The following is a 23,043-nucleotide window of genomic DNA, read 5'->3' as shown; positions in this document are numbered from 1 at the left end:
TCTTGAATTTTTCAAGCATGACAGCATGTTAGACAGGCGAGTTACATAACATCGGTTAGATAGCCGGGGTAAAATGGCTGGTGGAGGAACGCTCGACGGCCCCCTCCACAAGCCGGGCATACTGAATGATGGCGCCCTGTCGACGGCGAGGCGTTCGACCTATCGTGCATTGCCTCTCGTGACTCGCACCGTCCGCCTCATGACCTCGAGGTAACAGAATCCAGTTTGAACGCACGGAAGCCTATATTAGAATCTATTAATCAAAGTAAAGCAGGAATCGAGATGTTCAGGCGCTATATCGTAAGAATCAAACAGGCTGGTACCTTACATCAGCACTTCACCATTACCGATACGCACAACGGCAACCTGACTGTCGATGTGTACCATCGCGAAGCCAACGCAAGACGACGCGTGGAACTTCTCAACAGCCAGGAAACCGGCGGCCATAGCACCTGGTCCGTCCCCGAGCGGGAAGCAAGCTCCGGCGAATGACGCTCGGCCAGGCGCTCCCATCGAGAGCCGCTACCCCGCGGTTCGACTCAGCGTACCGATCAGGTAGAGATCGTGCAGGTAGCCATCGAGCCTGGAAATACCATGGGTCATGGCGATCACGGCATAGATGAGCAACATCAATATCCAATCACTATTCATCCACGCCAGCGATTCCACCGGTACGCGATAGGCGATGGTATACAGACTCAGCCCGCCCAGAAACATGACCACCAGGCAGTTGACCAGCACGAGTGTCAGTAACACCGGGCGGCTGTCCCTGCGGGGCAGGTTGGTCTTCCACGCCAGCGGGTGACGCACCCTGAGCCGGCCGTTGATGACGATGCGCCGGCCCCGGCGCAGCAGCGCTCCCAGGTATTGTGGAGCGTTCGGCAGCGAAGCCGCGGAGAGCAAGAGACGCTGATCGAAGTGCGCCCCGAAAAGTCGACCCGCGATATCCAACAACCGCTGGGGCTCGCCAGTGGCCGCATACCGCTCAGCCTGTTGCGAAAGCTGACCCAGGGGCGTTTCACTGCTCGCCTGACGCTCGTCGTCCTCAAAGTTCTGAGCGTAATAAATGTCGTAGACCTGATAAACGGAGACGGCGACACCCACGAAAATCAGCAAGAACGTCAATACACTTATCATGCTCCCCACTCCCCAAGTTTTGATCCCGCATCATAGCAATGTCGTGACAAGACGAGCCACGCATAAGCGGTGCGTCATTTAGCCACCGGCTAAAGTCGTAGTAAGCAAGAAACCTCGATCGCCGAACATTCAACAGTCATTACAGAATCGTTGACCGATGCCCAAACAATCAGTGGCTCGCCGGCATTCATAGGACGGAAAGCCACCCAGCCATAGCGCAAGATACAGGAGCGGAAGCCGCCCAAGGGTCATACACAGAATGCCGAGCCTTGTTGCGGCGTTCTGTGACCAAACCGCGACCAAGCACTGAAACAAAGGTGAAACAGAAAGGGAGACAACGAATCTAAGGTATTGATTTTGCGGATGGTGCCGGCGGTCGGACTCGAACCGACACACTGTTTCCAGCGGCGGATTTTGAATCCGCTGCGTCTACCAATTCCGCCACGCCGGCAGCGGAGACGCATTATACGGACGCCCGGCCCGGCGTCAATCATCACGCTGACTTAATCGGCCGCGTGCTTTATGATGGCGCCCTTTCAGATACCACCCGCCCATCCAGACTCGACCGATACGCGACCTACGCCATGCAGCGCGCCGATTTCCATTTTGATCTGCCCGACGAACTGATCGCTCGTTATCCTTCCGAACAGCGCACCGACTGTCGCCTGCTGTGCGTCGACGGTGAGTCCGGCGCGCTGGAGCACGCTCGGTTCCCCGACCTGTTGGCTCGGCTCGAGCCCGGCGATGTGGTGGTTTTCAACGACACCCGGGTGATCCCGGCACGGTTGTTCGGCCAGAAAGCCAGCGGCGGCAAGGTGGAGATGCTGCTGGAGCGACCGCTGGACACCCATCGCGGGCTGGCTCATCTACGCGCCAGCAAGTCGCCCAAACCGGGTACCGAGCTGATCTTCGAAGGCGACATTCATGCCGTCGTCGAGGGGCGTCAGGAGGCGCTGTTCGAACTTCGCTTCCTGGGCGAGACGCCGCTGATCGCCCTGCTGGAGCGGCATGGCCACATGCCGTTGCCGCCCTACATCACCCGTGAAGACGAGTTGGCCGACCGCGAGCGCTATCAGACCGTCTACGCCCGCCGCGAGGGCGCCGTTGCCGCGCCGACCGCCGGGCTGCATTTCGACGAGACGCTGATGGAGGCCCTGCGCGCCAAGGGCGTCGAGACGGCCTTCGTCACCCTTCATGTCGGTGCCGGCACCTTCCAGCCGGTGCGTGTCGACGACATCCGCGAACATCACATGCACAGCGAGTGGCTGGAGGTGGACGAATCGGTCTGTGAACGGGTCAATCGCGCCCACGCCGCCGGCAACAAAGTGGTCGCCGTCGGCACCACCAGCGTGCGTTGTCTGGAAACCGCCAGCCAGGGCGTCAATGGCGAGCTGGCACCGTATCGCGGTGAAACCGATATCTTCATCTACCCGGGCTATCGCTGGCACTGCGTGGATGCGCTGGTCACCAACTTCCATCTGCCGGAGTCGACGCTCTTGATGCTGGTCTCCTCATTTGCCGGTTACGCCGCCGTCATGCGCGCCTATCAGGAGGCCGTCGCCGAGCGGTACCGCTTTTTCAGCTATGGCGACGCAATGTTTTTGACCCGTCAGCCAAGCTGACCCACAAACGTTTTGCGCACGACTTCGGCGCGTCTGTGTCACAGGCTCTGCACGGCTTCGGACGCGTTTATGCATAGGCTTTTTTGCGCGCGGCTTCGGGCGCGTTGAGTTGAAAAGAAGAGAGACACCATGCGAGACGAATGTTTCATGAAATTCGAGCGGCTGGGCCAGCAAGGACGCGCCCGCCGCGGACGTCTGACCTTCCCTCGCGGCACGGTGGAAACACCCGCTTTCATGCCGGTGGGCACCTATGGCACGGTCAAGGGGATGACCCCCAAGGACGTCGAGGCGATCGGGGCCGAGATCATCCTCGGCAATACCTTTCACCTCTGGCTGCGCCCTGGCACCGAAGTGATCGAAGGTCATGGTGACCTGCACGACTTCTCCCAATGGCACAAGCCGATCCTGACCGACTCCGGCGGCTTTCAGGTGTTCTCGCTCGGCGCGACACGCAAGATCACCGAACAGGGTGTCCATTTCCGCTCGCCGGTGGATGGCGCCAAGGTCTTCATGGGGCCGGAAGAGTCGATGGCGGTCCAGCGTTCGCTAGGCTCCGACGTGGTGATGATCTTCGACGAGTGCACGCCCTACCCGGCCACCGAAGCCGAAGCGCGGAAGTCGATGGAACTGTCGCTGCGCTGGGCGGCTCGCTCCCGCGTCGCACACGGCGATTCACCGTCGGCGCTATTCGGTATCGTCCAGGGCGGCATGTATCCCGACCTGCGCAAGCGCTCGCTCGAGGGGCTGCTGGAGATCGGCTTCGACGGTCTGGCGATCGGCGGTCTGTCGGTGGGCGAGCCCAAGGAAGAGATGATCGACGTGCTGAATTATCTGCCAACCTGGATGCCTGAAGACAAGCCCCGCTACCTGATGGGCGTCGGCAAGCCCGAGGATCTGGTCGAAGGCGTGCGGCGCGGGATCGACATGTTCGATTGCGTGATGCCGACCCGCAATGCCCGCAACGGTCATCTGTTCACCGCCGACGGTACCGTCAAGATTCGTAACGCGAGCCATCGTCACGACACCGATCCGCTGGAAACGGATTGTGACTGCTACACCTGCCAGCACTTCTCCCGCGGCTATCTCCACCACCTGGATCGCTGCGGGGAAATGCTCGGTTCGATGCTCAACACGATTCACAATCTACGCTACTACCAGCGCCTGATGGCGGGTTTGCGCGGGGCTATCGAAGCGGGTACATTGGCCGACTTCGTAGCACAATTCTACCGGCGACGCGGACTGCCCGTGCCGCCCGGGGTCGATTGACACGATCCGAACCGGCACGTCGATGATCTGCCGTTCGTCAGTCTCACCCAAGTAACCGTTTCATTACACGACCATTTCCTCACACAATCTTCGGAGAAACATCCATGCTGGACTTTTTCATCCCTGCGGCTCACGCCCAGGATGCGGGCGGCCCTGCCGGCGGTGGTATTGCCCAGATCATCATGCTGGTCGGCTTTGTGTTGATCTTCTACTTCCTGCTGTGGCGTCCGCAGTCAAAGCGCGCGAAGGAGCACAAGAAACTGGTCAACAACCTGTCCAAGGGTGACGAAATCGTGATCGGTGGCGGGCTGCTCGGCCGCATCACCAATGTGACCGACGATTTCATCAGCATGGAGATCGCCGAAGGCACCGTCGTCAGCGTTCAGAAGAGCGCGGTAGCCTCCGTTCTTCCCAAAGGCACGTTGAAGTCGCTGTAACTCTCCTGGCTGCCGGCCCTCCCGTCGGCAGCCGTCTCTTTCCGCGACACTCTTCGCACGACGGTCATTGCCCCGATCGTCATTGATTGAAAGGACAGGGCTTCCATGCTCAATCGTTACCCCCTGTGGAAGTATCTGCTGATACTCATCATCTGTGTGGTTGGCGTCATCTACGCGTTACCCAATCTTTACCCACAGGATCCCGCCGTCCAGATCAGCACCACCAACGGTTCTCTGGGCAGTCAGCAGCTCGACCGTGTTACCCAGGCGCTGGCCGATGACCATATCCAGGTCAAATCGACAGCGATGACAGGCAATAATACCGCCCTGATTCGGCTGAACGATGCCGAACAGCAGCTTCCCGCCCGCGATGTGGTCGACGACGTACTCGACGACAACTACACCGTGGCACTCAATCTGGCCGACTCCACGCCGTCCTGGCTAACCAGCCTCTCCGCGGCGCCAATGAAACTCGGTCTCGACCTTCGTGGTGGGGTTCACTTCCTGCTCGAGGTCGACATGAAGGCGGCCGTCGAGCAGCGCCTCGAAGCCACGGCCAGCGCGATTCGCGCCGATCTCCGCGATCAACGCATTCGCTACCGTTCCACCGACGTCGACGACAATGCGCTGCACCTGGAATTCGCCAATACCGAAGACCGTGATGCCGCACGCGAACAGATCAGCCAGACATTCAACGAATTTCAGTTGGATAACCGTAACGAAGGTCGCCGGGCATTCCTCGACATGACACTGACCGAACAATCGATCAAGGACATTCAGGATTACGCAGTCCAGCAGAACCTGACCACAATCCGCAATCGCGTCAACGAACTCGGCGTATCCGAACCGCTGGTACAGCGCCAGGGCCCGAGCCGCATCGTGGTCGAACTGCCCGGCGTGCAGGATACCGCCGAGGCCAAGCGCATCGTGGGTGCGACGGCGAACCTGGAGTTCCGTCTCGAGGCCCGCCCGGATGCCGCGGATTCCGAGACGGAGACCTTCCCGTTCCGCAACAACCCGCAGCGCACCGCCACCTTGTCGCGTGACGTGATCATCACCGGCGATCGCGTCTCCAGCGCCAGCCAGGGCTTCGATCAGAACGGTCGTCCTCAGGTCAACATCAACCTCGATGGGACCGGCGGCTCGCTGATGAATCAGGCAACGCGCACCAATATCGGTCGCAACATGGCGGTGTTGTACATCGACCACAGCACAGAGACTCGCACGGTCACCCAGGATGGGCAGCAGGTCGAGGAGCGCATCCCGACGACAAGCCGCAGCATCATCAGCCTGGCGACGGTGCAGAGCGCGCTCAGCAACCGCTTCCGCATCACCGGTCTCGACTCCCCCACCGAAGCCAGCGAGTTGGCGCTGCTGCTGCGTTCCGGCTCCCTCGCCGCACCGATCTACTTCGTGCAGGAGCGCACAATAGGACCCAGCCTGGGCGCACAGAACATCGAGCGCGGCATCTTCTCGGTGATCGTCGGCGGGCTGCTCGTCGTGGCGTTCATGCTGATTCGCTACAAGGCGTTCGGCGTCATCGCCAATGTCGCGCTGGCGGCCAACCTGGTGCTGCTGATCGCGGCCATGTCGCTGCTCGGCGCCACGCTGACGCTGCCCGGCATCGCCGGTATCGTGCTGACGCTGGGCATGGCGGTGGATGCCAATGTGCTGATCTACGAGCGCATCAGAGAGGAGCTCAGACGCAAGACACCGGCGCAGCAGGCGATTCACGCCGGTTATGGTCGTGCCTTCACCTCGATCATCGACGCCAACCTCACCACGTTGCTGGTGGCGGTCGTGCTGTTCTCGATCGGGACAGGTCCGATCAAGGGCTTCGCCGTGACCCTGTCACTCGGCATCCTCACGTCGATGTTCACCGGCATCGTGGTGTCGCGTGCCCTCGTCAACCTCTCCATCGGCGGCAAGCCGGTGAAGAAACTCTGGATCTAGGAGACGAGCAATGCGCCAATTCGACTTCATGGGCAAGCGCCGCATCGCCTTCATCGTCTCGATCCTGTTCACGATCGTGTCGGTGGCGGCCCTCGCCCTGCTGAACCTCAATCTCGGTCTCGACTTTACCGGCGGTACGGTGGTCGAACTCCACTACGCCACGGTGCCGTCGCTCGATGATATCCGCACGCTGTTGGCCAACAGCGGCTTCGAAAACTTTCAGGTCCAGACCTTCGGCGCAACCGACGAGATCCTGGTACGCCTGCAGCAGACCTTCAGCAACGACGTGGGCAACCAGGTCGTTGCCGCACTGAGCAGCGGCGGCGCCCAGATCGACCTGGTACGGGCCGAATTCGTCGGCGCCCAGGTCGGCGATCAGCTGCGTGATCAGAGTGGTCTGGGCATGCTGGTGGCACTGGCCGGCGTCGCGGTTTACGTCGCCTTCCGCTTCCAGTACAAATTCGCGCTGTGCGCGATCATCTCGCTGGGGCACGACGTGCTGATCGTGCTGGGCCTGTTCGCGCTGTTCCAGTGGGAGTTCGATCTCACGGTGCTCGCAGGGATCATGGCTGTCATCGGCTACTCGCTGAACGATACCATCATCGTCTACGACCGGATCCGCGAGAACATCCGGCTGTCACGTAGTGAAGACCTGGCCCAGATCTTCAACGAGGCGATCAACCAGACGCTGTCACGTACCTTGGCGACGTCCGGCACGACCTTGCTGGTCCTGTTCGCGCTGTTCTTCCTCGGCGGCGACATGATCCACAACTTCGCGATCTCGTTGATCCTGGGCATCGTGGCCGGCACGTTCTCCTCGGTCTATGTCGCCGCGGCGCTACTGATCGTGTTCAGGCTGGAACGTCAGGATCTGATCCCGGTGAAAAAGGGCGAGATCGAAGACGACACGCCCTGAACTGCACACCATCGGGAAGAGCGCCTCGCTCGGCGGCTCGCCCCTGTCTCGCAAGCCCCTCTTCGGAGGGGTTTTTTATGGTTTATCGCCCACGCCAACGACTTTCCTGCGTGGCGATAAGCGCGGATCGAATCGTGTGGGGTATGATGATCCGCTGCCGATTGGCATACCGTTCGATTTCGCCCGGGCTACCCGGTTTCATCCGTCGCGTTCACGAGTGCTTCATGGCCCCAATCTTTGCCGACAGCAGCGTCGCCCGCTGGCTCCTGGTGCTGGTGATGGTCGCCGGCGTCTACTTCTTCATCGACTTCCTGATCCCCGTACTGGCCGCACTGATCATCTGCGTCGCCAGTTGGCCGCTTTATCAGCGTCTGCTGGCGAGCTGCGGCCAGCGCAGGACGCTTGCCGCCAGCATCGCGCTGGGGCTGATCATCCTGTGTCTGGTGATCCCCATGGTGCTGGCCTGCTCCTACGCCTTTCAGGAGCTGAAGGGTTGGGTCAGCTGGCTGATGATCGCCAATCAGCAAGGTATCCCCACACCGGACTGGGTTGCCGGCCTCCCGGGCGTTGGCGAATGGCTGGCGGAGCAGTGGCAGGAATATCTGGCCGAACCCCACGCGCCGGAATATCTAATCCAACTGGTGGGAGGCGAGCATATCGGCAACATCTCCCGCTGGGTGCTGGCGCTGGGGAGCAATGCGCTGCACCTGGCGCTGACCCTGCTGTTCATGCTGATCACGCTATTCTTTCTCTACCGGGATGGCACCGGTATGGCGCGCCAGCTGGATACCGTCGGCGAGCGGGTCCTGCCGGCACGCTGGCAGCGCTTTTCGCGCGTGGTGCCGGCCACGATCAGTTCGACCGTGATGGGCATGGGTCTGATCGCGCTCGGGGAAGGTCTGGTGCTTGGCACCGCCTATTGGATCTCAGGCATTCAATCGCCGGTGGTACTCGGCGTGATCACCGCGTTCATGGCATTGGTACCCGGTGGCGCCCCGCTGACGTTCACCCTGGTCTCGCTCTACCTATTGGCGACCGGGCATATGGCCAACGGCATCGGCTTGTTCGTCTGGGGCGCGTTCGAGCTTTTCGTCGTCGACAAGACGTTGCGCCCGCGCCTGGTCGGCGGCCCGATCAAACTCCCGTTTCTGCCGACCTTTTTCGGTCTGGTGGGTGGCGTGAAGACCATGGGGATCGTCGGCCTGTTCGTCGGCCCGGTGCTGATGGCACTGCTGGTCGCCAGCTGGCGTGAGTGGCTGCATGACGACAGCGCCCCGGATGCGCCCTCGGAAGCCGAGCGCTGGGGCTATGGCAAGCGCAAGCCGAACGCCCTTCCAACCATGGGACCGGATCCATCCCGCCGTCACGGAAAACGGAAGAGGCCTGTCGAGGCGACGGCGAGCACCAATGCCGACACCAACGCCGACATCAGTCGCTGAATGGCCGCAGACACTCAGCGGCCGAGCCGCAGGCCATGGCGCTTCAACTTGCGCACCACGCTGGGCTGGCTGATCCCCAACCGTTCGGCCAACGCATAGGTCGTAGGATGCGTCGCTGTCAGCGATTCGAGAAGACAACGTTCATGAGCCTCCATGGCCGCCCGGAGACCCTGGCCCGGGGCCAGCGTCGCCTCATGGGCTTGACGCTTGGCGTTCTCGACCTCGGCGATTTCCTGTCCGCCGGAAAACGCCTCGCCTCCGGCCGCCGACAACTCCGGACCGGGCGCCCCGACCACCTCGCCCTCGGCCGATAACCAGGCACGTTCCAGCCAATTCTCCAGTTCCCTGATATTGCCCAGCCAGTCATTGCTCATCAGCTCCACCCATACGCTGGGGTGGAGTACCTTTTCCTGGCCATAGCGGCGATTGAGCTGGCCGAGATGGCGCTCGGCCAACCCGCGGATGTCTTCGCGCCGCTCACGCAGCGGCGGCAGTGTCACCGGAATGACATTGAGCCGGTAGTAGAGATCGAGACGGAAGGCGCCCTCCTCGACCCGTCTGGCCAAGTCCTGATTGGTCGCTACCACCAGGCGAAAATCGACCTGGCGCGAGCGGGTATCGCCCAGCCGCGTCAACGACCCGTCCTGAATGACCTTGAGCAGCTTGGATTGCATTGACAGCGGCAGTTCGCCGATCTCGTCCAGGAACAGCGTACCACCGTGCGCCTGCTCCAGCAGCCCCGCCTTGCCCTGGCGCGAAGCCCCGCTGAAGGCGCCTGGCTGGTATCCGAACATCTCCGACTCGAACAGCGACTCCGGTATGGCCGCGCAATTGACGTCGACGAACGCCCCGCCCCGCCGACGGCTCCAGCGATGCACTTGACGTGCGAACGCCGTCTTGCCGACACCGGATTCGCCCAGCATCACCACGGTGGCATCGGTGGGGGCGCTACGCTTCAACATGTGGACCATCTCACGCATGATCCGGCTCCTGACCACCAGTTCGCCAACCGATGCATCGTCATCGTCGTCGGGCTCGTGGTGGCGGCTGAGATGCTCGGCGAAGCGGCGTTGGAGCAGCGCGTATTCGTCCTGCAGCAGGCGGAGGTCGGTGAGGTCCCGCGAGCGGCTGATCACGCGGATCAGCTTGCCGCCGGCGTAGACCGGGAAGGCCTCGGCGATGACCTGACGCCCGGTGCCGGTGCGCTGCATGATCTGCGCAGGCTGGCCGGTCCGAATGACCTCGAGGGAGACCGAGGGAGAGAGCACGCCGCCGGCCTGCAGCGCCTGGACGGTGGTGGCGCGCAGCGCGTCCCGGCTCAGGCCATAGACCGCGGCGCTGCCGGGACTGACATCCAGGATGCGACCGCCGGCATCGACGATGAAGAGATGATCCTGGGCCGTCTGGATCAATGCCTCCAGCGTCAAACGGGCCGCCCCGTCGTCCAGCGAGTCCGCCATTTCCGATGCTCCTTTCCTGATACGTCGATGCATCATTGATGCACAAAGGGATCGGAAACGTCCATGCCCCGATTCGAATCTGAATCACCTGAAGACCATGAAGCTTGGATATCAGCATGTTACGACTTGGCACGATTCCTGCGAGTGCTAATCGACAATCACAACAGCAGGAGTCTCCATGCCAACGACACCGCCATACAACCAGCCTCTGGGCGGCAACGAAATGCCGCGCTTCGGCGGCCCCGCGACGATGATGCGCCTGCCGACGCAGAAGGGCGCAGCCGGACTGGACGCCTGCTTCGTCGGCATCCCAATGGACATCGGCACTTCCAACCGCCCCGGCACGCGCTTCGGGCCACGCCAGATTCGCGATGAATCTCGCATGCTACGACCGTTCAACATGGCGACCCGTGCCGCTCCCTTCGAAAGCCTGCAGGTGGCGGATATCGGCGACGTCCCGATCAACACCTTCGACCTCAAGAAGAGCGTCGATATCATCGAACGCTGCTACGACGAGCTGCTGACCCACGACGTGATTCCGCTGACGCTGGGCGGCGACCACACCCTGACGCTGCCGATTCTGCGCGCCATGGCCAGGAAACACGGCCCGGTGGGGCTGATCCACGTCGATGCCCATGCCGACATCAACGAGCACATGTTCGGCGAGGCCATCGCGCACGGCACGCCGTTCCGTCGCGCGGTCGAGGAAGGTCTGCTCGACTGCAACCGCGTTGCCCAGATCGGCCTGCGCGGCACCGGCTACGCAGCGGAGGAGTTCGACTGGGGGCGTCAACAAGGTTTCCGGGTGGTGCCGGCCGAGGCGTGCTGGCACAAGAGCCTGGCGCCGCTGATGGCGGAGATCCGGGACAAGCTCAAAGGCGGTCCGGTCTACCTGACCTTCGACATCGACAGTCTCGATCCCGCCTATGCGCCGGGTACCGGCACGGTGGAGATCGGCGGCCTGACCATTCCCCAGGCGCTGGAGATCATCCGGGGCGCCCATGGGCTCGATATCGTCGGCTGCGATCTGGTCGAGGTTTCGCCTCCCTATGACGCCCACGGCCAGACCGCCGTGGTGGCCGCCAACCTGCTGTTCGAGATGCTCTGCGTTCTACCCGGCGTCAACCGCCGCTGACAGGCCGCCATCACCCATTCCACAACAACAATCGCCGCTGATGCAGCGGCAGGATAGGACATCATGATGCTGGATCTCTTCGTCGTCGCACTCTACGCGGCCGGCATGCTCGGCCTGGGCTGGTGGGGCATGAAACGCGCCCGCAACCGGGAAGACTATCTGGTGGCGGGACGCCGTCTGGGCCCCGGCATGTACCTGGGCACGCTGTCGGCCGTGGTGCTCGGCGGCGCCTCGACCGTGGGCACGGTCAAGCTCGGCTACACCTACGGCCTGTCCGGGCTCTGGCTCTGTGCCTCGCTGGGCCTGGGGCTGATCGTGCTCAGCGTGGTACTGGCCAAGCCACTGATGACACTCAAGCTGTACACCGTGACCCAAGTGCTGGAGCGCCGCTACACCCCCGCCGCCAAGCTGATCAGCTCGATCATCATGTTCGCCTACGACCTGATGCTGGCGGTGACCTCGACCATCGGCATCGGTACGGTGCTGAGCGTGATCTTCGGCATGCCGGCCTGGCAGGCGGTCGTCATCGGCGGCACCGTCGTGGTGATCTACTCGACCATCGGCGGCATGTGGTCGCTGACGCTCACCGATATCGTGCAGTTCCTGGTCATGACGATCGGCATGGTGGCACTGCTGCTGCCGCTGACGATTCACTCGGTGGGTGGCTGGAGTGCGCTGCTGGACAAGGCGCCGGAGGCCAGTTTCTCGCTGACCGCGATCGGCTGGGACACCATCATCACCTACTTCGTCATCTACTTCCTGGGCATTCTGATCGGCCAGGATATCTGGCAGCGCGTGTTCACGGCGCGTTCCAGCGGTGTTGCCCGCAGCGCCGGCACCTTCGCCGGGATCTACTGCATCCTCTATGGCGTGATCGGCGCGCTGGTGGGTATCGCGGCGAGCATCCTGCTGCCCAATCTCGACGACGCCAACAATGCCTTCGCTGCCATCGCGCAGCTGGCCTTGCCGGACGGCATCCGCGGCTTGATCATCGCCGCCGCCATGGCCGCGATGATGTCCACCTCCAGCGCCGGGATGCTCGCTTCCTCGACCCTGCTGACCCAGGACATTCTCCCGGCGCTGCGCGGTGGCCGAGAAACCGAGGGCGTGAAAATCAACCGGCTCTGCACGGGCCTGATCGGCGTGGTGAGCGTGATCATCGCGATCAACGTCAGTGACGTCATCGGCGCCCTGACGGTCGCCTACAACCTGCTGGTGGGCGGCATGCTGATCCCGATGCTGGGCGCCCTGTTCTGGAAGCGCGCCACGACCACCGGCGCCATCGCCAGCATGCTGGCCGGCTGCATCGGCGTGATCGGCTTCATGCTCAAGGATGGGTTACTGTCCAACTCGCCCATCTACGCCGGACTCGCCGCCGCGATGATCGCGTTCGTGGCGGGCAGCCTGCTCACTCGCCCGCATCCGGTGGCCTCCTCGGCGCCCTGATCCGGGCCAGCCGTGCCCCCGATCCGAAGCGGGGATACGTGTTGATCCGGAACGAGGGTACGCCCCAACGCAAAGCGCCCTGCCGGGAAAACCCGACAGGGCGCTTTTGTCGCTGTCCACTACGGAGCGCGAGATCGCCGAGGAGAGCGCCCCACTGCCCAAGGGTGTTCAAGCTGCCGTGGGCGGTGGCGAGGAGAACCATGCGACCTTTCTCTTACAGCGGCGGCGGCAACGCTGTGTCATAACGTAAACGCTCGTTTGAGGAGCGCTCGTCGCCCCGTTGCCGCGGCCGGCACGTGCCCCGACGAGCCTTGACAACAGCTCACAAGGGATCGATACCATGCCAATGCCGCGCTCTCGGCAGCTGGCGCTGGGGGTGATCGTCGGGGCCAGCGCCCTGCCGCTCCCGGCGCTGGCCGTCTCCAGCTTTCACGACACCTTCGACGACACCATCTTCTTCGGCGATAGCCTGAGCGACAGCGGCTACTACCGTGGCGCCATCGGCAGCGCTCTCTCGCTGACCCCGAGCCAGCAGGCGTTCATCGGCCGTTTCACCACCAACCCCGGGCCGGTATGGGCCGAGCGGGTCGCCGGCCACTACGCCAGCAACGCCCAGCCCAGCAATGTCGGCGGCAACGACTACGCCGCCGGTGGCTCCCGGGTGACCACCCCGGCGGCGACCCCGTTCGGCGCGGCGCCCGCCCTCAGCGAGCAGGTCGCGACCTATCTCTCCAGCACCGGCGGTGTGGCCGATGGCGATGCCCTCTATGCCGTATGGGGTGGAGCCAACGACCTGTTCGCGGTGGCCGGCGGGGCCGACGCCCAGAGCACCATCACCACCGCGGTCACCGGCACCGCCGGCATTCTCGCCACGCTGGAAGATGCCGGCGCGCGCCATATGCTGCTATTCAATATCCCCGACTTCGGCCTGACGCCGCGCTTCAACGGCGACCCCGCCACCAGGGCCGGCGCCACCGCGCTGACCAGCCAGTACAACAGCGCGCTCTACGCCGCGGTCGCCGCCAGCGGCGCCGAGGTGATCCCGGTGGATACCTTCGGCCTGCTGCAGGAGGTGGTCACCGAACCCGCCGCCTACGGCTTCACCAATGTCACCGACCGCGCCTGTACTCAGACGCTGCCGCTGTGCACGCCCGATACCCTGGTCGTCCCCGGCGCCGACGAAAGCTATGTGTTCGCCGATGACGTCCACCCCACCACCGCCACCCATCGGATCATCGGCGAGTACGTGATCTCGCTGCTCGAGGCACCGCAGCAGCAGCAGTTGCTGACCCATTCGGCGGTCCTCAGCGGGCGCTCGCGGGCCAACCGGGTCGCCGAGCATCTGAACACGGTGCCGCTGGCCAACGGCCTGCGCTGGTGGGGCGATCTGCGCGCCGAGCATCAGCAGCTCGACTCGGGCGATCTGTATGACGCCAGCATGCCGGCGGGACTGTTCGGGGTGGACTGGTATCGGAACGGGCTGATGCTGGGCGGGTTCGTCGGCTACGGCGATCAGGATGCCGACTTCGGCGACGACCGCGGCGACTTCCAGCGCAAGGATACTACCGTCGGGCTCTTCTCCGGCTGGTACGCCGAGAGCGCCTGGGTCAATGCCCAGCTCAGCTACAGCTGGCTCGACTACGATATCGACCGCAAGGTGCAACTGGGCAGCGCGACCCGCCACCACCGCGGCTCCCCGGAGGGCAGCAACCTGACCGCCGCGCTCAACGCCGGCTACGAGTTCCGCGCCTTCGCGATCCCCGAGGGCGACGTGCGCACCGGGCCGATCGCCGGTATGACCTGGCAGCGGGTCAAACTCGACGGCTACGACGAAGAGGGCCAGGCCTCGACCTCGCTGAGCTATCCCGACCAGGACATCGACTCGCTGGTGGGCCGCGTCGGCTGGCAGATCCGCCGCCACGGGCCGACGCTCAACCCCTACCTGCAGCTCACCTACAACCACGAGTTCGAGGAGAGCGAGGGGGTCGCGGCGACCCTGCAAAGCCTGCCGCAGCTGGGCGACTACCGGGTGCCCAAGCTCACCTTCGACCGTGACTATGTCGAGGTCGACCTCGGGGCGCGGGCCACGCTCTGGGGCGTCGATACCCAGCTCGGCGCCAGCGTCGATCCCGACAATGCGCGCACCAGCACGCTGTTCGTGAATCTTGGCATGCGTATCTGAGCGCGCCGGGACGCCCCCGCCGCCCCGCTCACGCACAGCGCTGGGATGCGATTCAGAAACATGAGCTGGAAACTTGAGCTGGAAACAGAGACACCCCGCCGGTTCTGCCGGCGGGGTGTCTCTGTTCCGGGGCTTCATCTCGAGGGCCTCTGGAGCCCTTCGAGTGTAATGCCCGAGGCGTCAAACGCTCGCTTTCAGCTGCTGCGCCAGCGCCTTGTAGAGACGCGGACCGGCGGCCATCAGGCAGCCGCCATCTTCGATGCTGGGCGAACCATCGAGGGCACCGGTCAAGGCGCCGGCCTCCTTCAGCATCAGCGAACCGACCAGGCGGTCCTGCTCTTCCAGCCCGAGCACGAACACCGCGTCGGCGCGGCCGGAGGCGAATTCGATCATGTCGAGCAGCGCACAGCCGGAACCGGTCAGGGTGTCGATCTGCGACCCGAGTCGTTCGACCACGCCGAGATACTGGGGCAACCAGCGCGAGCGGGCTTCCTGGGTCGGCCAGGCCAGCGCGACCCTGGCGCCGTTGATGCCGACTGTCTTGGAAGCACGCAGGCGTTTGCCGTTGCCCTGGGCCCCGCGACCGCGGCTGATCAGGAACTCGTCATCGCTGAACGGCGACACGATCACCGCGTGTTCCGGACGCCCCTTGACCAGGCACACCATCGAAATCGCGAACTGCCGGCTCGCCACACCGAGGTTGGACTCGCCGTGGATCGGCTCGATGTGCCACACGGTCTCCTTGTCGGTGCCCTTGCCCTCGCGATACGGGGTATAGCGCCCGGAGATACCGTGCTGCGGATAACCGCGGGTGAGCTGATGCACGATCAGCGTCTCGGCGTTGCGCGCCGTATCCTCGAGCAGACTGGCGGTCGCCTGCTCGTCATGATTGACCTCGAGACGGTCACGGATACGAACGAATTGCTCAGCGGCGCTGCGAGCGGCACGCAGCGCATATTGAACCATCGGATGCATGGATCTGGCCTTGGGGTGTCGGAAGCTGTTAAAGAACGCCGCGCAGTCTAGCAGAAGCGCCCCTCTCCAGTCATGTTAGACTGCTCGTTTTCCCGGTTTCCACACTGCCTGATGTCCGCCTTCTCTATGCTCGACATGCTCGACCGAATTCGTATCGTTCTCATCGGTACCAGCCACCCCGGCAATATCGGTGCCGCCGCGCGCGCCATGCGCAACATGGGCCTCGAGGATCTCGCCCTGGTCACCCCGCGCTGCGACCCCAGGGACCAGGAGGCATACTCGCGCGCCTCCGGCGCCAACACCCTGGTCGACGCCGCGCGGCAATTCGACGCACTCGAAGCAGCCGTCGCCGACCGCACGCTGGTGGTCGGTGCCAGCGCGCGATCGCGCCATCTGCCGTGGCCAATGGTCAGCCCGCGCGCCTTGGCGGAAGGCCTGCCGCAAGCGCTGGCCTCCGATGGCGCCCGAATCGCACTGGTGTTCGGTCGCGAGGATACCGGTCTGACCAACGCCGAGCTGCAGCGCTGCCATCAGCACGTGCACATTCCAACCAATCCGGACTTCAGTTCGCTCAACCTGGCCGCCGCCGTGCAGGTGCTCGCCTACGAGTGCCGCCAGGCGTTTCTGGCCATCGACGAGACCGCCACACCTGCGGCCAACGCGACGACCGGCGAGGCGGACCAGCCCTTCGGCGTCGAGTGGGACAACCCGCCGGCGACCCATGCCGATCTCGAGCGCTTCTTCGTCCATCTCGAGAGCACGCTGACGGCGATCGATTTCCACGATCCGGACAATCCCCGCCAGTTGATGGCACGCCTGCGCCGGCTTTTCATGCGCGCCCATCTCGATTCGATGGAAATGAACATCCTGCGCGGCATTCTCGGCACGATCGATAAACGCTTGCACGACAGATCCTGACGTCGCAGAGGAAAGTCGACCCAGTCGCCACGCGTTTCCTGGCCACCTTACAGCCGAATGGTTGACCGTCTTACTGGGTTTTTCCATAATACCGACACCGATGCAGCGACAGCCGATACCCGCCGATGCGTTTGACCACCAAAGGGCGTTACGCCGTGACCGCGATGCTCGATCTGGCCCTCAATGCCGATCACGGGCCGGTGTGCCTGGCGGATATTTCCAAGCGCCAGGACATCTCGCTCTCCTATCTGGAGCAGCTGTTCGCGCGGCTGCGGCGGGCCAAGCTCGTCAGCAGCGTGCGCGGCCCGGGAGGCGGGTATTTGCTGGGTCGTGCTCCGGCGGATATTTCCGTGGCGGGCGTGATCGATGCGGTCAACGAATCGGTCGATGCCACTCGCTGCCAGGGGCAGGCGGACTGTCATCGGGGCAGCAAGTGCATCACGCATCACCTGTGGTGCGATCTCTCGGACGAGATCCAGCGCTTCCTGAACGATATCAGCCTGCAGGAACTGGTACGCCGGGAACAGGCTCGCGGCGCCGTCCGTCCCGAGCCCGACGCTAGCGTTCTAGCCGACGACGTCGCCACGATCGCGGTGTCGTCGCGCTAGCCAGGTCGTCTAGCGATTACACTTCACCGTAACGCGTCCGACTCCATTTCGACCGATTGCCAGAGATCTTCCGTGCCATGAGCGCTCCGATTTATCTCGATTACGCCGCCACCACACCCACCGACCCGCGGGTGGCCGAGCAGATGATGCGTCATCTGACGCTGGATGGGGTCTACGCCAACCCAGCGTCGCGCAGCCACATGCCCGGATGGTTGGCCGAACAGGCGGTGGAAAACGCCCGCCGCCAGGTCGCCGACCTGATCGCCGCGGATCCGCGCGAGATCGTCTGGACCTCCGGCGCCACCGAGGCGGACAACCTGGCGCTGACCGGCTTCATGCGCGCCAACCGCGGCCGCGGCCGCGGTCGCCACCTGGTCACCTCGATCATCGAACACAAGGCGATCGTGGATACCGCGATCGCACTGGAAGCGGAAGGCTTCGAGGTCACCTGGCTGACACCGGGACACGACGGCCTGATCACGCCACGGCAGTTGCGCGAGGCGATGCGCCAGGACACCGTTCTGGTCTCGCTGATGGCGGTCAACAACGAACTGGGCAGCGTCAACGACCTCACCGGCCTGGCGGCCGTCGCCCACGAGTTCGGCGCACGCTTTCACGTCGACGCCGCTCAGGCCACCGGCCGGTTGGCGCTGGATGTCGGCGCGATGGGCATCGACCTGATGTCACTATCGGCGCACAAGGTCTACGGTCCCAAGGGCATCGGCGCACTCTACGTTCGCCGCGACCCGGATCTGCGCATCGAGGCGCTGATCCACGGCGGCGGTCACGAACGGGGCATGCGTTCCGGCACCCTGCCCACGCACCAGATCGTGGGCATGGGTGAAGCGTGCGCGCTGGCACGCGACGAAGGCGATGCCGACGGCGAACACGTCCGTACACTGCGGCAACGGTTCCTCGACGGGTTGGCCGGCTGTGGCGGCATCCACAACCACTCGCCGCAGGACCGATCCGTGCCCAACATCGTCAATCTCGCCTTCGATGGAGTCGACGGTGAATCGTTGCTGATGGCGTTGCGCGGTCTCGCCGTGTCCACCGGGTCGGCGTGCAACTCGGCCAGCGTGGAACCTTCCTACGTGCTCAAGGGGATCGGCGTGCCGCACTCCCAGGCGCTCGCATCGATCCGCTTCAGCTTTGGCCGGTTCACCACCATCGAAGAGATCGATGCAGCCGTGGCCGACATACGCCGCGCCCTGAACGGGTTGCGCCAGCCGGCGAAATCCGCCGCCCTGAATCATCGCTAGGGAAGCGGCGCCAGCGCCGCTTCCTCTCGGCAAGGAGAAATACCATGCAGAACATCACCATCAGTGAATCCGCTGCCACCCAGATTCGCCATGTCCTCGAGGAACGGGGCAGCGGCCTGGGGTTGCGCGTGGCGATCAAGCCGAGCGGCTGCTCCGGTTACAGCTATGTGCTCGACATCGCCGACGACCTGCGCGACGGCGATGTCGCGTTCGAGGAACGTGGCGTCAAGGTGCTGATCGACAAGGACGCGCTGGCGATCCTCGATGGCACCGAGGTCGACTATGTCAGCGAAGGGCTCAACCGCTTCTTCCGCTTCAACAATCCCAACGTGACCGACGAATGCGGCTGTGGCGAGAGTTTCAACGTCTGAGTCTCCCCCGCATCCATGCCGCCCCGGCCCCGGCGCGGTGACGCCCGGGGTGCGTCGGTCGCGGGGTTGCGCTACAATGGTGCGATTTTTCGGCTGGCGTGCCGGCACATCGCAAGTGCCCGCCACCCCGGCCAGCGACGATTTCGGACGGCGCGCCACCTGACGATGCGATCGGTCAGGGGCGCGTCGTCTCGCATCTTCATCACTTTTTTCGTTCGCGACGATCGCGAGTGATTCACCACAGCCAGGAGACCGAAGTCATGGCCACCGAGCGTACGCTCTCCATCATCAAGCCCGATGCCGTTGCCAAGAACGTGATCGGCGACATCTACAGCCGGTTCGAGAAAGCGGGCCTGCAGATCGTTGGCGCCAAGATGCTGCATCTCTCCAAGGAGCAGGCCGAAGGCTTCTACGCCGAGCACAAGGAGCGTGGCTTCTTCGCCGACTTGGTCAGCTTCATGACCTCCGGCCCTGTGATGGTCCAGGTACTCGAAGGCGAAGGCGCAATCGCCAAGAACCGCGAGCTGATGGGCGCCACCAACCCGAAGGAAGCCGCCCCGGGCACCATTCGCGCCGATTTCGCGTCATCCATCGACGCCAACGCCGTGCACGGTTCCGACGCACCGGAATCCGCCGCCCGCGAAATCGACTATTTCTTCAAGGACGACGAACTCTGCTCGCGCAGCTGATTCGTCGACCGACCGGCCTCTTGCGCCGGTCGGTCCTCCCCGTCTTCGGACACCCTGCCACTCTCGAGCCGTTGCTATGAGCGCTGCTACCGCCACCCCGCGCACCAATCTACTGGGGCTCTCTCGCGAGCAGATGGAGGCGTTTTTCGTCTCTCTGGGCGAGAAGAAATTTCGCGCCGCCCAGGTCATGAAGTGGATCCACCAGGAAGGTTGCGACGACTTCGAGTCGATGACCAATCTCTCCAAGCCGCTGCGTGCCCGACTGGCAGAACACGCCGAGATCCGTGGCCCGAGCGTGGTCTACGAAGGGACCTCCAGCGACGGCACCCGCAAGTGGGTGCTCGAGGTCGAGGATGGCAGCTACGTCGAAACCGTACTGATTCCGGCCGACAGCGGCACGCGTCGCACGCTCTGCGTGTCGTCGCAGGTGGGCTGCTCGCTGGACTGCAGCTTCTGCTCCACCGGCAAGCAGGGGTTCCAGCGCAACCTGACCAGCGCCGAGATCATCGGCCAGGTCTGGGTCGCGCAGCAGCGGGCCGGCGGTCGCATGAGCGCACCGGATGGGCGCAAGGCCATCACTAACGTGGTGATGATGGGCATGGGCGAGCCTCTGCTCAATTACGACAACGTGGTGCCGTCGATGAAGCTGATGCTCGACGACAACGCCTACGGCCTCTCGAAGCGCCGCGTGACACTATCCACCTCGGGCGTCGTACCGATGATCGACAAGCTGGGCGACGACATCGACGTGAGCCTGGCCATCTCGTTGCACGCCGCCAACGACGAGTTGCGCAACGAGCTGGTACCTCTCAATCGCAAGTACAACATCCGCAAGCTGCTCGATTCGTGCCAGCGCTACCTCTCCAAGTGCGGCGATGCACGTCACATCACCATCGAATACACGCTGATCAAGGACGTCAACGACCAGCAGGTGCACGCGCAGGAACTTGTCGCACTGCTTGATGAGCTACCGTGCAAGATCAATCTGATCCCCTTCAACCCGTTTCCCCATTCGGGATACGAGAAGCCGTCGCGCAATCAGGTCATGCGTTTCCAGAGCTGGCTCTATGAGCTCGGACACACCGCGATGGTGCGAACGACCCGGGGCGACGACATCGATGCGGCGTGCGGCCAGCTGGTGGGCAAGGTCAAGGATCGCACCAGGCGACATGAGCGCTATATCCAGTCGATCCAACTGGACGCTGATTGAATCGCCGAGTTCTCCAGGGACGATGGAGCGCGCTCCGATTGGCCAAACGGGCGTCGCCTTGACTTCGCTCCGGTCCAGCGCTTTGATGGGAGCCCCAAAACCGCTTTGTTATCAGTTGCTCGGGATTCGACCTTAGGTTTGTCGCCATCCCGTAACCTGGGAGAGCCGTGAATGACTCGCCAACCTCGTCCATTTTCGATACGGCCGCTATGTATCGCGATGGGGTTGGTGTGTCTATTGAGCGGCTGCGCCACGGCGGTCTCGTCCAACGGACCGAAACAGGACAGCCCCGAGGATGCGGCGGCGGCCTACACGAGACTCGGCAAGGCCTATCTCGCCGAGGGCAACCTGCCCCGCGCGCAGCAGGCCCTCGAGCACGCGCTGAGCCTGGACTCCCAGGACAGCGGGGCGCTCGAAGGGTTGGCACTGCTCTATCAACGCCAGAACGATCTCGACCTGGCGGATCGGTTCTTTCAGCAAGCGCTGAAAGCCGAACCCAAGGCCACGCGCATACGCAACAACTATGCGGCACTGTTGTATCAGCGCGACGAGTATGCCAAGGCGTGCGAGCAATTGAGCGTCGCCAGTGAGGATATTACCTATACCAATCGAGCCCAGCTTTTTGCGAATCTGGGACAATGCGAGATGGCCAGCGGCGATGCGACTGCGGCTCGCCAGTATTACGAGCGCGCGCTCGATATCGATGCGCGTGACGCACGCAGCCTATTGGCCCTGGCTCGCATCGATCATACGCAGGGTAACAACGAACGCGCCTGGGAACGCTTGCAGCGTTATTTCACCGTGGCCGGCACCAACGCCGAGAGCCTGCGCCTGGCAAGCGAGATTGCCAGCGCCCAGGGGGACTCGTCGCGTGCCGCCTTTTACCGTCAGCAGCTGGGCGGCGCCTGAGGCCAACAGACCCCGTACTCGAGTCCTGACTCGAGGAAAGATCAGAAGGATTTTCGCCAATGAGCGAAATGAACGAACCATCGACCAAGCAACACGACGCACCCAGCCCCTCTTCCGAAACGGCGGGTGACATGCTCCGAAGCGAGCGCGAGCGTCAGGGACTCAGTCTCGAAGACGTCGCGCTGCAGCTGAATCTGCGGCCGATCGTCGTCACGGGTCTCGAAGAGGATCGCTTCGACCAGGTGCCCATCGCAGCCTATCGCCGGGGTTACGTGCGGGCTTATGCGCGCTTGCTGGGAATCGACGAGACCCGGATCGTCGGAGCCTATGACGCCAAACATGGTCGCGGCGACATGGAACGAAAACTGGCCCCGGTGCACACCACTCGTCCCCCCTCTCGAGTCGGCGCCTGGATTTTTCGCCTGTTCACGCTACTGGTCATCGTCGGCCTGATTTCGCTGACATTGCTGTGGTGGCAGAGCCGTGAAGGCAACGATATCTTCGGTGGCGGCAGCGATGATAGCCCGATTGCCGTCGACCGCCTGAACGCCAATGGTGCCGACACTTCTGCAGAAGCACCGGATACGGGAAATTCGGCGATGACGCCCAACACCGATTCGCAACTGCCGCCGCTGCCCACACAGCAGAATACGCCGTCGGCCGGGGCTGGCGCATCGACGGGCGGAGCCGGGTCCATGGATAGCGACGCGGGCAATGGCACCGGCGTTTCCGCGTCGGCGGAGACGACGACGCCGAGCGGTGACGAGCATCAGGCCCAGCAGCTCGGCTCGACGGCCAACGATGTGGTCGCGTCCTCCACGACGCCGTCCGATGATGAGGCAACTCCAGCCGCGACCAGCACCAATACACTTTCCCTGACTTTCAACGAAGAGTCATGGACCGAGATCTACGATGCCAACGACGACCGGATTTTCAGCGGCCTACAGTCCGCCGGCAGTCAGGCGAGCGCGGAAGGCGATCCCCCCTTCCGGCTGACCATCGGCAACGCCAGTGGCGTGAGGCTTCGGTACCGCGGTGAATCGGTCGATCTGAGCCAATACACGGGCGGCAACAACGTCGCCCGCTTTACCCTGGGAGACTGAGAAGC

The 23,043-nt window shown here is 63.5% G+C and carries 21 protein-coding genes and 1 tRNA gene; 18 read left to right on the top strand and 4 right to left on the bottom strand.

Annotated elements, in window-relative coordinates; genetic code table 11:
- Positions 1 to 282 precede the first annotated feature (282 nt).
- Positions 283 to 492: a hypothetical protein gene (locus F0A16_RS01755; RefSeq protein ID WP_149433665.1), complete on the top strand. Its 210-nt coding sequence runs from the start codon at positions 283 to 285 to the stop codon at positions 490 to 492.
- 30 nt (positions 493 to 522) lie between these two features.
- Here the strand turns inward: F0A16_RS01755 and F0A16_RS01750 are convergent, their stop codons facing one another.
- Both F0A16_RS01750 and F0A16_RS01745 read right to left on the bottom strand, forming a co-directional pair.
- On the bottom strand, positions 523 to 1,137 hold the full coding sequence (locus F0A16_RS01750; RefSeq protein WP_149433664.1) for a hypothetical protein: 615 nt from the start codon (positions 1,135 to 1,137) through the stop codon (positions 523 to 525).
- Between the two features lie 364 nt (positions 1,138 to 1,501).
- Positions 1,502 to 1,588: transfer RNA gene (locus F0A16_RS01745), tRNA-Leu, on the bottom strand.
- Between the two features lie 133 nt (positions 1,589 to 1,721).
- Here F0A16_RS01745 and queA point away from each other — a divergent pair.
- From queA to F0A16_RS01715, 6 genes are all read left to right on the top strand, one after another.
- A complete protein-coding gene (queA, locus tag F0A16_RS01740) occupies positions 1,722 to 2,759 on the top strand; it encodes a tRNA preQ1(34) S-adenosylmethionine ribosyltransferase-isomerase QueA (protein WP_149433663.1) in 1,038 nt (345 codons plus the stop codon).
- Between the two features lie 147 nt (positions 2,760 to 2,906).
- Positions 2,907 to 4,025 (top strand): tRNA guanosine(34) transglycosylase Tgt, encoded by a 1,119-nt coding sequence (tgt, locus tag F0A16_RS01735; protein WP_149434084.1) that lies wholly within the window; start codon positions 2,907 to 2,909, stop codon positions 4,023 to 4,025.
- A gap of 104 nt (positions 4,026 to 4,129) precedes the next feature.
- A complete protein-coding gene (yajC, locus tag F0A16_RS01730; RefSeq protein ID WP_110598458.1) occupies positions 4,130 to 4,462 on the top strand; it encodes a preprotein translocase subunit YajC in 333 nt (110 codons plus the stop codon).
- 105 nt (positions 4,463 to 4,567) lie between these two features.
- Complete coding sequence (secD, locus tag F0A16_RS01725) at positions 4,568 to 6,415, top strand: protein translocase subunit SecD (protein ID WP_149433662.1); 1,848 nt, start codon at positions 4,568 to 4,570, stop codon at positions 6,413 to 6,415.
- Between the two features lie 10 nt (positions 6,416 to 6,425).
- Positions 6,426 to 7,331 carry a protein translocase subunit SecF gene (gene secF / locus F0A16_RS01720; protein WP_149433661.1) on the top strand — a complete coding sequence of 302 codons (906 nt, stop codon included), beginning with the start codon at positions 6,426 to 6,428 and terminating at the stop codon, positions 7,329 to 7,331.
- A gap of 224 nt (positions 7,332 to 7,555) precedes the next feature.
- Entirely contained in the window at positions 7,556 to 8,770 is a 1,215-nt protein-coding gene (locus F0A16_RS01715) for an AI-2E family transporter (RefSeq protein WP_149433660.1), read from the top strand.
- A 14-nt stretch (positions 8,771 to 8,784) separates the two neighbouring features.
- On the opposite strand, the gene F0A16_RS01710 is transcribed toward F0A16_RS01715, so the two are convergent.
- Positions 8,785 to 10,230: a sigma-54 interaction domain-containing protein gene (locus tag F0A16_RS01710; RefSeq protein WP_149433659.1), complete on the bottom strand. Its 1,446-nt coding sequence runs from the start codon at positions 10,228 to 10,230 to the stop codon at positions 8,785 to 8,787.
- Positions 10,231 to 10,408: 178 nt separating this feature from the next.
- Between F0A16_RS01710 and speB the strand changes: the two genes are divergently transcribed.
- The 3 genes from speB (at position 10,409) to F0A16_RS01695 (ending at position 14,993) form a co-directional block, all read left to right on the top strand.
- Positions 10,409 to 11,365, top strand: a complete 957-nt coding sequence (gene speB / locus F0A16_RS01705; protein ID WP_149433658.1) for an agmatinase — start codon at positions 10,409 to 10,411, stop codon at positions 11,363 to 11,365.
- Between the two features lie 63 nt (positions 11,366 to 11,428).
- On the top strand, positions 11,429 to 12,811 hold the full coding sequence (locus tag F0A16_RS01700) for a sodium:solute symporter family protein (RefSeq protein ID WP_149433657.1): 1,383 nt from the start codon (positions 11,429 to 11,431) through the stop codon (positions 12,809 to 12,811).
- Positions 12,812 to 13,151: 340 nt separating this feature from the next.
- On the top strand, positions 13,152 to 14,993 hold the full coding sequence (locus tag F0A16_RS01695) for an autotransporter domain-containing protein (protein WP_223119685.1): 1,842 nt from the start codon (positions 13,152 to 13,154) through the stop codon (positions 14,991 to 14,993).
- Between the two features lie 180 nt (positions 14,994 to 15,173).
- On the opposite strand, the gene F0A16_RS01690 is transcribed toward F0A16_RS01695, so the two are convergent.
- Positions 15,174 to 15,968 carry an inositol monophosphatase family protein gene (locus F0A16_RS01690; RefSeq protein ID WP_149433656.1) on the bottom strand — a complete coding sequence of 265 codons (795 nt, stop codon included), beginning with the start codon at positions 15,966 to 15,968 and terminating at the stop codon, positions 15,174 to 15,176.
- A 135-nt stretch (positions 15,969 to 16,103) separates the two neighbouring features.
- Between F0A16_RS01690 and F0A16_RS01685 the strand changes: the two genes are divergently transcribed.
- The 8 genes from F0A16_RS01685 to F0A16_RS01650 all read left to right on the top strand — a co-directional run bounded on the left by F0A16_RS01685 (position 16,104) and on the right by F0A16_RS01650 (position 23,038).
- Positions 16,104 to 16,886 carry an RNA methyltransferase gene (locus tag F0A16_RS01685; protein WP_149434082.1) on the top strand — a complete coding sequence of 261 codons (783 nt, stop codon included), beginning with the start codon at positions 16,104 to 16,106 and terminating at the stop codon, positions 16,884 to 16,886.
- A gap of 125 nt (positions 16,887 to 17,011) precedes the next feature.
- Positions 17,012 to 17,494, top strand: coding sequence for a Fe-S cluster assembly transcriptional regulator IscR (iscR, locus tag F0A16_RS01680; protein ID WP_149433655.1), 483 nt, complete (start codon positions 17,012 to 17,014; stop codon positions 17,492 to 17,494).
- A gap of 77 nt (positions 17,495 to 17,571) precedes the next feature.
- Positions 17,572 to 18,756, top strand: coding sequence for an aminotransferase class V-fold PLP-dependent enzyme (locus tag F0A16_RS01675; protein WP_149433654.1), 1,185 nt, complete (start codon positions 17,572 to 17,574; stop codon positions 18,754 to 18,756).
- Between the two features lie 44 nt (positions 18,757 to 18,800).
- On the top strand, positions 18,801 to 19,127 hold the full coding sequence (locus F0A16_RS01670) for a HesB/IscA family protein (RefSeq protein ID WP_149433653.1): 327 nt from the start codon (positions 18,801 to 18,803) through the stop codon (positions 19,125 to 19,127).
- A gap of 260 nt (positions 19,128 to 19,387) precedes the next feature.
- Positions 19,388 to 19,816, top strand: coding sequence for a nucleoside-diphosphate kinase (gene ndk, locus F0A16_RS01665; protein ID WP_149433652.1), 429 nt, complete (start codon positions 19,388 to 19,390; stop codon positions 19,814 to 19,816).
- Positions 19,817 to 19,892: 76 nt separating this feature from the next.
- Positions 19,893 to 21,026 (top strand): dual-specificity RNA methyltransferase RlmN, encoded by a 1,134-nt coding sequence (gene rlmN, locus F0A16_RS01660; protein ID WP_149433651.1) that lies wholly within the window; start codon positions 19,893 to 19,895, stop codon positions 21,024 to 21,026.
- Between the two features lie 171 nt (positions 21,027 to 21,197).
- The gene (gene pilW / locus F0A16_RS01655; protein WP_149433650.1) at positions 21,198 to 21,935 is read left to right on the top strand and encodes a type IV pilus biogenesis/stability protein PilW; all 738 of its coding nucleotides are present in this window, start codon (positions 21,198 to 21,200) and stop codon (positions 21,933 to 21,935) included.
- A gap of 59 nt (positions 21,936 to 21,994) precedes the next feature.
- Positions 21,995 to 23,038 carry a RodZ domain-containing protein gene (locus F0A16_RS01650; RefSeq protein WP_239023673.1) on the top strand — a complete coding sequence of 348 codons (1,044 nt, stop codon included), beginning with the start codon at positions 21,995 to 21,997 and terminating at the stop codon, positions 23,036 to 23,038.
- Positions 23,039 to 23,043: the final 5 nt, after the last annotated feature.

It is taken from the genome of Salinicola corii (assembly GCF_008298015.1).
Classification (GTDB): Bacteria; Pseudomonadota; Gammaproteobacteria; order Pseudomonadales; family Halomonadaceae; genus Salinicola; species Salinicola corii.
This window is presented reverse-complemented; position numbering and strand designations above follow the sequence as displayed.